Annotated in this window: 11 protein-coding genes and 1 tRNA gene; 7 read left to right on the top strand and 5 right to left on the bottom strand. The window is 41.2% G+C overall.

The window, feature by feature from the left end; translation table 11 throughout:
- Window positions 1-108 precede the first annotated feature (108 nt).
- A tRNA-Arg gene (locus V7K38_RS20555) sits at window positions 109-181 on the top strand.
- A gap of 128 nt (window positions 182-309) precedes the next feature.
- On the opposite strand, the gene V7K38_RS20550 is transcribed toward V7K38_RS20555, so the two are convergent.
- A complete protein-coding gene (locus tag V7K38_RS20550) occupies window positions 310-582 on the bottom strand; it encodes a hypothetical protein (RefSeq protein ID WP_334860247.1) in 273 nt (90 codons plus the stop codon).
- An 85-nt stretch (window positions 583-667) separates the two neighbouring features.
- Between V7K38_RS20550 and V7K38_RS20545 the strand changes: the two genes are divergently transcribed.
- The 3 genes from V7K38_RS20545 (at window position 668) to V7K38_RS20535 (ending at window position 2,351) form a co-directional block, all read left to right on the top strand.
- A complete protein-coding gene (locus V7K38_RS20545) occupies window positions 668-853 on the top strand; it encodes a hypothetical protein (protein WP_334860246.1) in 186 nt (61 codons plus the stop codon).
- Between the two features lie 350 nt (window positions 854-1,203).
- Entirely contained in the window at window positions 1,204-1,740 is a 537-nt protein-coding gene (locus V7K38_RS20540) for a universal stress protein (protein WP_334860372.1), read from the top strand.
- A 245-nt stretch (window positions 1,741-1,985) separates the two neighbouring features.
- Window positions 1,986-2,351 carry a DOPA 4,5-dioxygenase family protein gene (locus tag V7K38_RS20535; RefSeq protein ID WP_334860244.1) on the top strand — a complete coding sequence of 122 codons (366 nt, stop codon included), beginning with the start codon at window positions 1,986-1,988 and terminating at the stop codon, window positions 2,349-2,351.
- Between the two features lie 549 nt (window positions 2,352-2,900).
- Here the strand turns inward: V7K38_RS20535 and V7K38_RS20530 are convergent.
- The 4 genes from V7K38_RS20530 to V7K38_RS20515 all read right to left on the bottom strand — a co-directional run bounded on the left by V7K38_RS20530 (window position 2,901) and on the right by V7K38_RS20515 (window position 7,336).
- Window positions 2,901-3,239 carry a hypothetical protein gene (locus V7K38_RS20530; protein WP_334860243.1) on the bottom strand — a complete coding sequence of 113 codons (339 nt, stop codon included), beginning with the start codon at window positions 3,237-3,239 and terminating at the stop codon, window positions 2,901-2,903.
- Window positions 3,240-3,744: 505 nt separating this feature from the next.
- Window positions 3,745-4,341 (bottom strand): dephospho-CoA kinase, encoded by a 597-nt coding sequence (gene coaE, locus V7K38_RS20525; RefSeq protein WP_334860242.1) that lies wholly within the window; start codon window positions 4,339-4,341, stop codon window positions 3,745-3,747.
- A 92-nt stretch (window positions 4,342-4,433) separates the two neighbouring features.
- The gene (gene cobA / locus V7K38_RS20520) at window positions 4,434-6,023 is read right to left on the bottom strand and encodes a uroporphyrinogen-III C-methyltransferase (protein WP_334860241.1); all 1,590 of its coding nucleotides are present in this window, start codon (window positions 6,021-6,023) and stop codon (window positions 4,434-4,436) included.
- Window positions 6,024-6,106: 83 nt separating this feature from the next.
- Window positions 6,107-7,336, bottom strand: a complete 1,230-nt coding sequence (locus V7K38_RS20515) for a tetratricopeptide repeat protein (RefSeq protein WP_334860240.1) — start codon at window positions 7,334-7,336, stop codon at window positions 6,107-6,109.
- A gap of 293 nt (window positions 7,337-7,629) precedes the next feature.
- Here V7K38_RS20515 and V7K38_RS20510 point away from each other — a divergent pair, with 293 nt between their 5' ends.
- From V7K38_RS20510 to V7K38_RS20500, 3 genes are all read left to right on the top strand, one after another.
- Window positions 7,630-8,175: a PadR family transcriptional regulator gene (locus tag V7K38_RS20510; protein WP_334860239.1), complete on the top strand. Its 546-nt coding sequence runs from the start codon at window positions 7,630-7,632 to the stop codon at window positions 8,173-8,175.
- Between the two features lie 33 nt (window positions 8,176-8,208).
- Entirely contained in the window at window positions 8,209-11,586 is a 3,378-nt protein-coding gene (locus V7K38_RS20505; RefSeq protein WP_334860238.1) for an efflux RND transporter permease subunit, read from the top strand.
- 88 nt (window positions 11,587-11,674) lie between these two features.
- Window positions 11,675-13,021, top strand: a complete 1,347-nt coding sequence (locus tag V7K38_RS20500) for an efflux RND transporter periplasmic adaptor subunit (RefSeq protein WP_334860237.1) — start codon at window positions 11,675-11,677, stop codon at window positions 13,019-13,021.
- The last annotated feature ends 137 nt before the right edge of the window (window positions 13,022-13,158 follow it).

Genomic DNA, 13,158 nt, shown 5'->3' with positions numbered 1-13,158 from the left:
GGAACCAGAATTTTAGCCCTAACTAAACCGTATTGATCTTTAACTGATAAACCAAGTTTCTCTAAGCTGCAAATTTTATCACAGACATGCTATAATGTGTAAGACTAAGGGCGCGTAGCTCAGTGGATAGAGCAACAGATTCCGGTTCTGTGGGTCGGGGGTTCAAATCCCTCCGCGCTCGTTACCTGTACATTAATTATTTATCACTGTTAATAGATTAATGTCATGTTTAAAAAAAGGTTCAAATTTTTGTCAATCTGCCATCTGGCGTGATTTATAGGCTGCGATCGCTAACTCGTTTGCTTTTTGCTATACGCTTCCTCCGATAGGCTGTTTCCCTTCTTCAACAATTCCAGCTTTAGCCGCTTGAGTTTGAACACACTCGATCAATCTGCCATAACTCGATTGATGGACACTATGCCGATACTGTTTGGCATAATTCTTTTTTGCTTCCAAGCAATCTAGAAATTTTTGTTCAGCTATTGCTTGAATTTCACTATTTACCTGCTCTCGGATATCGCCTAGTTTGGGAAGGACTATGCTACCAGCAGAGAGCCTGGCTGGAAACTCGCTCTGGGTCAAATTTGTGTGTACACCGTAGCCTAAGAGGAGAGGGGCTGGGGTAAGAGGTCAATGCGATCGCTTATTCTCTCACTAATAAGTATTTATGGACTTCTACACAACAATTTTGCGAAAGAGTGTGGATTACTGGGTTGCTTTATGCATAGACAATGGAATAGTAGGACAAGGGATAACTCAAGAAATAGCAATTAAACAACTTAATGAAGCGATCGCATCTTTTTTGGAAATCTCTAAAATAGAACCTGATATTTACTTTACTTTACTTGAGTAAGTATAGAAGAATTACATGACTTTTTGGCAGTGGAAGACACTGAATCCATCTGATAAATCCATGCTTGGAGTATATCAAGGTACTGCCTTTGGAAAAATAATAGATACTGAGCAAAAATTGTATCTTATAAAACAGGATAATTACTCGTAATCAAAGATAAAGACTTATTTTCTTCACAAGTTTCTCAAATTGTTTTGCTATATATATAGATATAGGGTAAAAACCTTTAAGAAATTTAAAATTCAAAAGTCCCTAAATATAGTTGAGGGATTAGTCTTTTTTGACAATCCAGCATTTGGAAATCTGAAACCGTAAAGACCAATTACCAATAAAATCGGAGGTCTATTATGATGTTTAAAAAGATTTTAGTTGCATTAGATCGATCGGAAATAGGACAACAGGTTTTTGAAGAAGCATTGAGTTTAGCAAAGCTAACACAAGCTAGCTTAATGCTAGTGCATGTCCTAACTCCCGAACAAGAGGGTAGCCCTTACGTACCTATAGTGTCTAATTTTGACTACTATCCAGGATTGACCCATCAAAGCTTTGAGTTATATCAAAAGCAATGGGATACCTTTAAAAATTTAGGAATCCAGATGTTGCAATCTTTTTGTGTCAAAGCGAATACAGTAGGCGTAAGTACAGAATTTACGCAAAGTGTTGGTAATCCTGGTCGGATTATTTGCGATTTCGCCCATAGTCATGGCGCTGACCTAATTGTTATGGGGCGGCGGGGTAATTCTGGGCTAATGGAACTATTTCTCGGTAGCGTGAGTAACTATGTTCTTCACCATGCTCCTTGTTCAGTTCATGTTGTGCATCTTTCAGTTGCTTCTAAAAAAGATGAAACTGTCAAACAAACTACAAGTACTTTAAGCATTAACTAACTACTAACTTGCTTACCCATCAATTTAAACTTGACAGGCTACTAAGATTACATAAATCATATAGGGACGCACAACTAGCTGTGCGCCCCTATTCCAGGTAATTACAAACGGCAGCTAGCCAAATTTTAAATACGATATTGAGCTAAAATTGAGCGTAGACGTACCCCGTCGTAGACATCGCTTTTTCAGTGAAAAAGAAAAAGTCCGCTACCCAGAATTTAGAGTTGAGAGCGCAAAGTGGATCTATGAAAGAAGATAGTATCAAGATCGCTGGTTTTCATGCTCATGTTTACTTCGATACTGCAAGTCGGAATGTAGCTGCGCGTGTACGTGAAGGATTAGGCGCTAGGTTTGACGTGCAACTCGGACGCTGGTTTGACAAGCCCATCGGGCCACACCCAAAAGGGATGTATCAAGTTGCTTTCCTACCGAATCAGTTTGATAAAGTCGTTCCTTGGCTAATGCTCAATCGTGAGGGATTGGATATTCTCGTCCATCCTGAGACAGGCGATGCTGTCACAGACCACGCAGTTTATTCTCTATGGTTAGGAGAAAAGCTAGATTTGAATATTGAGTTTCTTCGACAGCTTAGTTCTACTTCATCCAATTAAGGAAACTAGCCCACTGTATTGGGTAAAAGTTCTAGTTTGAGGCACAAAACTTTTTTATTGTGACTAATTCTGAAGAAATTGAAAAAGTCTAATATCTTGATAAACAAAGGTTTAAGCCTATGCAAAGATGCTTTTATTCGCTTTCTGTAAGCATCGTAAATAAAGTAAACATGGATAAAGTCGAGCTTAGACTCTGACCAAACAGTTGATGGTTCAGTAATGCATCTTGATAAAGATAACCCAAATCTTTTGCATCTTTACTTGTTATCTTATGAAAGGAATACTTTAATAGCTCATTTTTTGCTCGATTTAAAATAGATACCCACCTTCTCTTATTCTTCAGTAAGATAAGGAAAATATTTACAGATGGAATTGAAATCACTGAGTAATTTTAGTATCTATTTATATCAATTCTTTGTGAAGCTGCACCTTATTTATGTAGGGGCAATATCCTGCGCTAAACCGCTTCTCTACGAGATGCTCCGCGAATACGTCTACATGAATTGCCACTACAGTCTGTAGTTTTGCATCACGATTATAAGCACATCTTCAAGCAGAAATGGTATCAATAGGTACTTGCTTAAGCAAAGCTATCCACATATCAGACGGATCTGAATAATAATCAACTTCTTCAACTTGATATTGATAAGATTCACAACCTTCTCGTAAAATAATGCGATCGCAGGGTTTAATGCCTTTCCCTACTCCAGTCATATACCCTATCATCCCTTCATTGATGCGCTCAAATACATAGTCGCTTCCATAAACTAGTTGGCTATAATCGTGTATTTTATTCTTCTGCTTTAATCCGCTTGTTGGAAAGCCAACTAGAGCGAACTTGCTTAAAAAACTAAAACTTAAGTTCATACCTGTCCCGATCAAAGACATAAGTGAGTTCTCTCAAAGAAGAAATCTATAACGAAGAGTTCTGAACTCTAGGTGAATCTGAATCCCTTTTAGTCACCAATCCAGAATCGAACAGGTGGACAATCTAGTTAGGAATCAACCACATTGACAGCTAGTAAAGGCAATTTATCACCCAATATCTAATTAAATTCCTGCACGCAAAAGTAGCAAAAAACAAATTATAAGTAGTTCTTTTTTAAACTACTTAATAAAATAATTTTAAAAGAAGCTCAATAATTTATAATCAATTTTTCTTAATTCTTAATTTTTAGTTATTAATGTTTAATTTTACTCCATAATATCTTTTGCACAATAACCACTCAAATTTACAGTACCATCAACCGCAGATTCAACTGTAAAATCACCGAATTATTGGATACGATTGAGTCAGATATGAGATTTTTTACTTAACTAGATAATCTTAAATTGATAAAGATATTATGTATTGAGAATGTCATAAATGTATATTTTTTAAGATAAATCGTATCTAGTCATTACTTATGCTTTTTAAAGCTACATCTACCTGCTTAAGTAGTACTTCTAGGGTGGAAGAGTTATCTAAAACTACATCTGCATGAGCCACTTTTTCTTCGATAGGTAATTGACTGTTGATCCTGGCTTGTGCCTGTTCTCTAGTTAAATGGTTTCGTTGTATCAATCTTTGTATTTGTTGCTCTTGGGAACAACGCATTACCCAGATTTCTGTAACCAAATCAGTCATTCCCGCTTCAAATAATAGAGGCACTACTAACACCAGTGTTTGTAAGGAAGATTGGGTAATTGCTCTGAGAAAGCGATCGCGCACATCAGGATGAATCAAATTATCTATCCAGTTGCGTTCATCTTGACGATTAAAGATAATTTCCCCTAGCCTTTGGCGGTTGAGACTGCCATCTGGTAATAAAATTTGTTCGCCGTAACGCCCGGCGATCGCACCAAGAATAGGCGAACCTAAAGATACTGCCTCTCTAGCATAAATATCTGCATCCAAAATCGGTACTTTATAAGCGCCAGCTAAATAATTTGTAACAGTGGTTTTGCCTGTGGCAATACCTCCGGTTAAGCCGATTATACGTTTTGTCATTTGTCATTGGGCATTGGGCATTGGGCATTGGGCATTGGGCATTGGGCATTGGTTCTCTCCCTCATCTCCCTCATCTCCCTCATCTCCTTCATCTAAGAATTGGTTGCCCATGTTATTAGTGCTTGGGTTAAACCATCTAAAGTATATTCTTGGGCTTCTACATCTACACGTCCGAATAAAGCCTGACAGGTTTTAGAGGTTTGAGGGCCGATAGAGGCAATACAAATACCCTCTAAGAATTGATTGGTATCAGAGTTGTGGGAAAATATTTTGTCAGTGAGTTGATAGAAAAATTGTCCAGTTTTAGAACTGGCAAAGGTAATTACATCTATCTTGCGGTTTTGGAGAGCTAATTCAGCCGCAGGTGGAATACCACTAGGGCAACAAGATTGATATGCGGCAACTTCGATTACTTTTGCTCCTTTGAGGGTTAATTCATTAACTAAAACTTCTCTGCCGCCGCTTTCAACTCTGGGGAATAAAATCTTTTTTCCATCGAGTTTCTCTGGAAAATGTTCTATTAAAGAATCGGCAATAAAGTTAGGGGGAATAAAATCTGGTTGGAGAGAATATTGTTTGAGACTATTGGCTGTTTTCTCGCCAACAACGGCAATTTTGACACCTGCTAAAGCGCGGCTATCTTTACCTTGGGCGATTAATCTTTCAAAAAAGTAATCTATGCCATTAGTAGAAGTGAGAATTAACCAGTCAAAATCAGATAAATTAGCGATCGCATTATCCAAAGCTTCCCAACTGGAGGGCGGGCCGATTTCTAAGGTGGGCATTTCGATGACTGTAGCACCTAATGTAATGAGGCGATCGCTAAATATACTCGACTGCCCAACTGAACGTGTCACTAAGATTGTATTGCCAGTGAGGGGTTGGTAAGAGGTGGAGAAGTTGTTTAACATTGGAGTTTGGGCTAGAGTCGAATCCTGATAATCTATTTTCTCAGGTTGTAAGTACTTATTTAACCCAACAACTTCGCCAACAACAATTACCGCCGGGGAAAGAGATAATCCGGTGGTTTGTTCCAAAATATTGCCTAGTTGCGCTATCCAAATTTGTTGACGAGGAGTTCCCGCCCAACGGATGATTGCAATGGGTGTTAAGTGCGATCGCCCGTGTCGCACCAGTTGATGTACAATCTCTGGGAGATTTTGCCCTCCCATCAAAATTACCAGTGTCTCTAATTTTGAGAGTGCCTCCCAGTCTAAAACCTCTGGTTCATGAGCAGTAAGCACTGCAAAACAACGGCTCAACACCGGATCTGTGAGGGGAATTCCTGCTAACAACGGTGCTGCCAGGGCTGAAGAAATTCCTGGTACTAGTTCAAAATCACAACCGGATGCTTTCAACGCTTCGATTTCAGAAGTACAACGCCCAAAAATCAACGGATCGCCTGATTTAAGTCGTACAACTTGTTTCCTTTGCTGGCAATGCTTTACCAATAACTTATTAATTTCAGCTTGAGTTGTACTAGGTTTACCACCGCGTTTCCCAACATCCAACTTCAAGCAATCAGGTGGTACACACTGCAATAATTGAGCATCTACCAGAGCATCGTAGACTAAAACCTGAGCAGCAGCCAAGAGATTATAAGCTTTTACCGTCAGATATGCCACATCTCCAGTCCCAGCACCCACAAGGTAGACTTTGCCCCTTTCTTCAATATTAGTCATTTGTCATTTGTTATTTCTTCCCAATTCCCCATGCCCAATGCCCAATGCCCAATGCCCAATGCCCAATTCCCAATGCCCAGAATTCAATTCGTTCGGATATTAATTTTTTGGATTAGCTGATCGACTTGCTCAACCATTTCCTTGTTTTCTTCAGATTGGAATAACTCTCTGGCTTTTTTGAGATTAACGATCGCTTCTTCTAGCTGTTGTTCTCTTCCTAAAGTTATTCCCAAATTATAGTAAGTGAAGGCATCGTTAGGTACAAGACTAATGGCTTTTTTGTAATGTGCGATCGCTTCTTGGGGTTTACCTTGATCGTCCATCGCATTTGCTAAACCCGTGTAAGCTTGTGCGTGTTTTGGATCGAGGCGAATCGCTTCGGTATAGTCGGCGATCGCTTCTGCTAGCTTGCCTTGAGCGTAAAAAGCACTTGCTAAATTATAGTGAGCGTCTGCATAGTTGGGTTCAAGGCTGATGGCTCTTTTATATTGAGCGATCGCTTCTTCTAGTTTGCCTTGCGCGTAGAGGGTATTTCCCAAGGCATTATAACCTGCTGAATTTTTTGGATCGAGGCGAATCGCTTCGGTATAGTTGGCGATCGCTTCTACTGGCTTACCTTGAGCGTACAAAGCATTTCCTAAGTAATAGTGAGCGTCTGCATACTTGGGATCAAAGCTAATGGATTTTTTGTACTGAGTAACTGCTTGTTGTAGCTCACCTTGAGCGTACAGAGCATTTCCTAAACGTGTGTAAGTTGGGGCATAACTGGGTTTGAGGCGAATAGCTGCTGTGTATTCAGCGATCGCTTCGGTTAACTTACCTTGAGTGTAGAGAGCATTTCCTAAGTTATAGTGAGCGTCTGCATAGTTGGGTTCTAGGCTGAGGGCTTTTTTATATTGGGCGATCGCAGATTCTAACTGATTCTGTCTTGCTAAAGTCAAACCCAAATTAAAGTAGGCTCCAGAGTCTTGAGGATCGAGACTGATGGCTTTATTGTATTGTGCGATCGCTTCTTGGGGTTTGCCTTGATCGTCGAGAGTATTTGCCAAAGCAATATAAGCTTGCACAAATTTGGGTTCTAGTTCAATCGCTTTCCGAAAAGCCGTCTCTGCTCCTTTGAAATCTCCTTGTTTGTAGAGATTGCTTCCTTGCTCAAAGTAAGTAACTGCATTTTTGTTGCTAGGAAGTACTGCTCGATTTGAGTCTGGAATTTTTGATAAAACAACACCAATATCTTTACCAAAGGCAGCATCCCCATTACTCAAACACAAGCAGATAATAGCTGCTACCAGTACATTTTTGTTTTTTAGCATTTTTATTACCTTACGTTGCGTAGCTTTGGCGGGGTTCTAGCACAAATTATAAGTGATTAACCTAAGAGGATGTTTAAAAAGTATTATTGCTAACATCTAAGTCTCAGAAACCTAACCCCCCTTCCCTACAAGCAGCAAGGTGGTTTCATACAACCAGAGAAAAATGGATAATTAACAAGTTTGGATAAGAAGTACTTAGTATAATTTACTGCTTATCGAAAATCTTCTTAAGTACTTGGCTAAAAAGATTCAATTTGATATTGTTGATTAACATATCAAACTGATATATTAAAATGCTAAAGCTAGCAGTATTAGGTCTATTACAACGAGAGCCATTAAATGGTTATCGGCTCAAACAGCAATTAGAGATGTTTATGAGTTGCAGTATTTGTGTTAACTATGGCGCAATTTATCCTCTTCTGAAGCGCATGGAAGAACAAGGTGAAGTGATGCTATGTGCAGAACAGGTACAAGAAACTGGACTGTGTAGAAAGATATATGAGATTACATCCCTCGGTAAAACCATTTGGTATCAAGAGATGCTGGCATATCCTCACGAAAGTTGGGTGAATGCGCGATCGCGATTCTTAATCAAATTTTTTTTCTTTGGTCATTTATTACCCGAAGAACGAGTGCAGTTAATTGAACATCGATTGATCTCATGTCAGTTACGTCTTACAGAGAAAAAATCACTTGAAGTTACTGATAATTTATACCAAGTAAAATTACAAAAGCGTGTACTTGAAGTTATCCAATCGGAGATTGAGTGGCTAATTCAGCAACTCCAAATAGAACAACTTCAATTAGTTCAAACGCCAACTTCGGTAAAACAGCTTTAACACAAAAACCTTTTGAAACAAGCGTAATTATCTATGTGGATCGTCAAAATTGCTCTACGTCTTCCGTATACATTCGCGATCGCAGCTTTGATGATTGTGATCCTGGGTATAGTGACTATACTTAGTACACCAGTTGACATTTTTCCAACAATTAACATTCCGGTTGTCAGCATAGTTTGGACTTACACTGGTACGACATCCGAGGAAATGGCACAGCGAATTGTGACAATTAGCGAACGTGCCATGACAACAACCGTTGGTGACATCGAACACATTGAGTCTCAATCTTTGAGTGGTGTTAGTGTCGTCAAGGTTTTCTTTCAACCCAACGCTAATATAGCCTCAGCAGTCGCTCAAATTACCTCTGTCAGCCAAACCATTCTCCGCCCTTTGCCACCTGGGATCACACCGCCATTCATCATTCAATACAACGCTTCTTCAGTGCCGATTATCCAGATGAGTGTCAGTAGCAAAACCTTGCCGGAAGAAGCCCTCTTCGATTATGCTACCAACTTCGTCCGCACCCAATTAGCAACAGTGCAAGGGGCGAGTGTACCTCTGCCCTATGGTGGAAAACCTCGGCAAATTATGGTTGATATCGATCCCCAAGCGATGTTGGCTAATGGCATTTCTGCCCAAGACGTGACTAATGCTGTCAGCGCCCAAAATCTAGTCTTACCCGCAGGCGATATGAAGATAGGCGCTCGCGACTTCGCCGTACAAATCAACAATAGTCCAGATGTGGTAACAGCCCTCAATGACTTACCAATTAAACAAGTTAATGGTACTGTTATCTACATTCGTAATGTCGCCCAGGTAAGAGATGGCTTTGGTGTGCAATCAAACATTGTACGTCAGAATGGGAGACGATCGAGCTTACTTAGTATCCTGAAGAGTGGTAATGCCTCGACTATTGATGTGATTGAGCGGGTAAAAAAAGCTTTACCTCGCATCCAAGCCACCTTGCCCCCAGAACTGAACTTAGCGTTTTTGTTCGATCAATCTGTATTTGTGAAAGCTTCGGTTCAAGGCGTTCTCAAAGAAGGATTGATTGCTGGGTGTCTGACTGCGCTGATGATTTTAATTTTCCTGGGAAGTTGGCGCAGCACTTTAATTGTAGCCCTATCGATTCCGCTTTCGATGCTAGTTTCGATTATTGTGATGAGTCGTTTGGGACAAACTTTCAACATCATGACTTTGGGTGGTTTGTCCTTAGCTGTTGGTATTCTTGTAGATGATGCCACCGTAGAAATTGAAAATATCCACCGAAATCTCGGACAAGGGAAACCAATTAAGCGAGCAATCTTGGATGGAGCGCAGCAAATCGCAACTCCAGCACTTGTAGCAACATTATGTATTTGTATTGTCTTTGTGCCGGTCGTGTTTCTCAGTGGAGTGGCAAAGTACCTATTTGTTCCGCTAGCGATGGCGGTAGTATTTGGTATGCTTGCTTCTTATGTGCTATCTCGGACTGTAGTGCCGACAATGGCAAGCTATCTCTTACCATCCGAAGCAGACTGGCATAGAGAAAGCGAGGATCATAATAGTAACAACAACCATCATTTAGATTCGCCAGTCCAAAACAATAATGGTAACAATAACCATCATCTAGATTCGCCAGCCCAAAACAATAATGGTAGCGACAACCATCACCAAACAGAAGAGGCAAAAACGAAAACTGCCAAATCTGTTAAAAAAGATTGGATATGGCGGCTACACGAAAAATTTAACCGACAATTTGAAAAATTTCGCAGTTGGTACTATAATGTCCTAACCTCAGCATTGAATCACCGCCGCATAGTCTTTGTACTGTTTGGTGCTTTTATCGTCAGTGCAGGAGTTTTGTTGCCATTCGTCGGTCAAGACTTTTTCCCTGAAGTCGATGGTGGTCAGTTTAGCCTCCATGTTCGAGCTTTACCTGGGACTCGTTTGGAAGAGACAGAAAAAATTGTCAGCCAAGTCGAAGGCGTTATTCGCCAGACTGTACCGAAGGAAAATCTCTCTCTGATTTTAGATAACATCGGCTTACCCAGCAGTGGCATTAACCTTACTTATGGCTACAACGGTGCCACAATTGGGCAGGCTGATGCTGATATTCTTGTGTCTCTAAAAGAATCTGGTTCAACTTTTTCTTACATCAAGGAACTCCGCCAGAAATTAAAAGCGACATTTCCCAACTACACTTTCTTTTTTGAACCGGCTGATATTGTTACTCAAATTCTCAATTTCGGTTTGCCTGCTGCTGTTGACGTGCAAATATCTGGGCCTCTGAAAAACTCAAAGGGCAACTTTGAAATTGCCCAACAAATCGCAGCACGGATGAAGCGCATTCCTGGCGCTGTAGACGTACATCTCCAGCAAGTTGTCGATGCTCCAAAGTTACGTCTTGATGTCGATCGCACCGAGGCTCAACAACTGGGTATGACCCAGCGTGATGTTGCCAATAGCGTCCTCACTTCCTTAAGTTCAAGCGGTCAAGCCGCAATCAACCAATGGCTCGATCCCAAAAAAGGTGTAAGTTATACCCTTGCTGTACAAATTCCACAGTATAAAATTGACTCTATTGATAGCCTGAAAAATACGCCAGTTGGCAATGGTCAAACTGCACCTCAACTTTTAGGTAATTTGGCTAGTGTCAAACGCGGCACAGTGATGCAAGTTGTCAATCACTATAACATTCAGCCAGTTTTCGATATCTACGCTAACTCTTCTGGTCGTGACCTTGGGGGAGTTGCCAGTGATGTGAATCGCATCATCGCTGATTATCAGAAAAAATTGCCTCCCGGTAGCCAGATTAACGTTCGCGGGCAAGTGCAAACGATGAACTCTTCGTTTCTGGGACTTGGTTTAGGACTTGTGTTTGCAATTGTGCTGGTTTACTGCTTAATGGTGGTGAACTTCCAATCTTGGCTCGATCCCTTGATTATTATGATGGCCCTGCCAAGTGCCTTAGCAGGTATTGTTTGGATGCTATTTGTCACCCGCACCACACTTAGCGTCCCTTCGTTAATGGGTGCAATTATGAGTATAGGTGTAGCGACATCAAACAGTATTCTAATGATTACCTTTGCTAATGAGCAACGTTTTGAAGGGCAAAATGCTTATGGTGCATCCCTAGCGGCCGGCTATACAAGGTTGCGTCCTGTGTTGATGACTGCGTTAGCCATGCTCATCGGGATGGTGCCAATGTCTCTCGGTCTTGGTGAAGGTGGCGAACAGAATGCACCCTTGGGTCGCGCTGTAATTGGTGGCTTGTCAGCTGCAACAGTCGCTACTCTAATATTTGTACCTGTTGTATACAGCATTATGCGGCGGCAACCACCTCGTCCGATTGATGAGGATGATGACGATTTAAATTTCTCAGATCCACACACTGCATACTCCTTATCATCATCTCCAGGCAAGTCATAAGCAATTAAAGGTTCAAAATTGTCAAAGCCAATGATCGTAACGACTCTGCTAAATTTCTGCAAACTAGATAATATAGGACAGCTTACCTATGGATTTTCAGCATCCTCCATCTCCTGATTCTCAACAAGAAACTACTTCCAAAAAACAAAGACGTGGCATCAGTGGAATTGGTTGGGCTGCACTTGGAATTGTGTTTTTTGGTAGCCTACTGCTTATAGGTATTCTGCCTCGGTTAAGCCAAAGATCGGAATTACAAGCAGCAGTTAAGGAAGCAAGCACCATTCCCTCAGTTAAGGTAATTGCTCCCCATCGCGGTGCTGCTACTACCAATTTGGAACTACCTGGTAGCGTTGTAGCCCTTAACCAAACTACCATTTACGCTCGCAGTACAGGCTATTTGCGGCGGTGGTACGCAGACATTGGCGATCGCGTCCGAGCTGGTCAGTTGTTAGCAGAGATTGATTCCCCAGACACCGATCAGCAAGTTTTGCAAGCGAAGGCCGAGTTAGTGCAAGCACAAGCCAATGTGCTTCAAAGTCGTGCTAGTCTAGCCAAAGGTGTTTCTGATTTGAAGCAAGCCCGCGCTAATCTCTTGATAGCGCGTCAGAGTTGGGAGCGTTGGAGCGTTCTTGTTAAGCAAGGTGCAGTAGCTCAACAAGATGCAGATACAAAATATGCCACATATCAAGCTAATCTTGCCAACGTTGAGGCAGCACAAAACACTATTAATTCTAACTCTGCCAACGTCAAAGCAGCGCAAGCAAGCGCCTACGCAAGTCAAGCAAACTTCCAGCGTAATACCGTATTGCAGTCTTATAAGAAAGTCACTGCTCCTTTTGCGGGAGTGATTACTGCACGTAACGTCAATACAGGTGTTTTAATTTCAGCAGGTAATGGCAACACCAGTACCAGCAACACTAACACTAGCAATAGCAGCCTTTATACTATTGCTGCTTATGACAAGCTAAACGTGAATGTGAATATTCCACAGAGTTTATCACAGTCACTTAAGACTGCTCAAACAGCACAAATTAAAGTCACAGAGTTACCACAACGAGTGTTTAAGGGTAAAGTAGTGCGTACTAGCAATGCAATAGATCCAAATACTCGCACTTTGCTGACACAATTAGAAGTACAAAACTTTGACGCTATGCTGCGACCTGGGATGTATGCCACTGTCAAATTTGCCATTGACCGCATTAATACTCCCTTTGTTGTGCCAGATAGTGCCTTAGTTGTGAACGCCGGAGGTACTCAGGTAGCAACTGTAACTAAAGACCAAACAGTACATTATCAAAAAGTTGCAGTTGGGCGAGATTATGGTACTGAAGTAGAAATTACATCAGGTCTAACAGGAGACGAATCGCTTATTGCCACTCCTACGGTTGATGAGACAGAGGGTTTACACGTGCAGCCAGTTCTACAAATCAAGTAGACTGTCTAGATTTGGTAGAACAAACGAGCGAGTTTGTGTGCAGTAGCAGTGATGGCTTTGGGTGCGTTCAAGCGAGAACGTAAGCGACGATAAAATGCACCCAGAGTAGAACCCTGGTGTAGTTTTGCGTAAGTCCT

The organism is Nostoc sp. (genome assembly GCF_036917465.1).
Lineage (GTDB): Bacteria > Cyanobacteriota > Cyanobacteriia > Cyanobacteriales > Nostocaceae > Nostoc.
The sequence above is the reverse complement of the archived record's forward strand: the minus strand, read 5'-3'. Positions and strand labels throughout refer to the sequence as shown.

Bases quoted from the DNA above. Each gene is read 5' to 3' on its own strand.
- V7K38_RS20500 (WP_334860237.1), top strand. From the start codon at position 11,675: ATGGATTTTCAGCATCCTCCATCTCCTGATTCTCAACAAGAAACTACT.
- V7K38_RS20535 (WP_334860244.1), top strand. From the start codon at position 1,986: ATGAAAGAAGATAGTATCAAGATCGCTGGTTTTCATGCTCATGTTTAC.
- cobA (WP_334860241.1), bottom strand. From the start codon at position 6,023: ATGACTAATATTGAAGAAAGGGGCAAAGTCTACCTTGTGGGTGCTGGG.
- V7K38_RS20540 (WP_334860372.1), top strand. From the start codon at position 1,204: ATGTTTAAAAAGATTTTAGTTGCATTAGATCGATCGGAAATAGGACAA.
- V7K38_RS20510 (WP_334860239.1), top strand. From the start codon at position 7,630: ATGCTAAAGCTAGCAGTATTAGGTCTATTACAACGAGAGCCATTAAAT.
- V7K38_RS20515 (WP_334860240.1), bottom strand. From the start codon at position 7,336: ATGCTAAAAAACAAAAATGTACTGGTAGCAGCTATTATCTGCTTGTGT.
- V7K38_RS20530 (WP_334860243.1), bottom strand. From the start codon at position 3,239: ATGTCTTTGATCGGGACAGGTATGAACTTAAGTTTTAGTTTTTTAAGC.
- V7K38_RS20545 (WP_334860246.1), top strand. From the start codon at position 668: ATGGACTTCTACACAACAATTTTGCGAAAGAGTGTGGATTACTGGGTT.
- V7K38_RS20505 (WP_334860238.1), top strand. From the start codon at position 8,209: ATGTGGATCGTCAAAATTGCTCTACGTCTTCCGTATACATTCGCGATC.
- coaE (WP_334860242.1), bottom strand. From the start codon at position 4,341: ATGACAAAACGTATAATCGGCTTAACCGGAGGTATTGCCACAGGCAAA.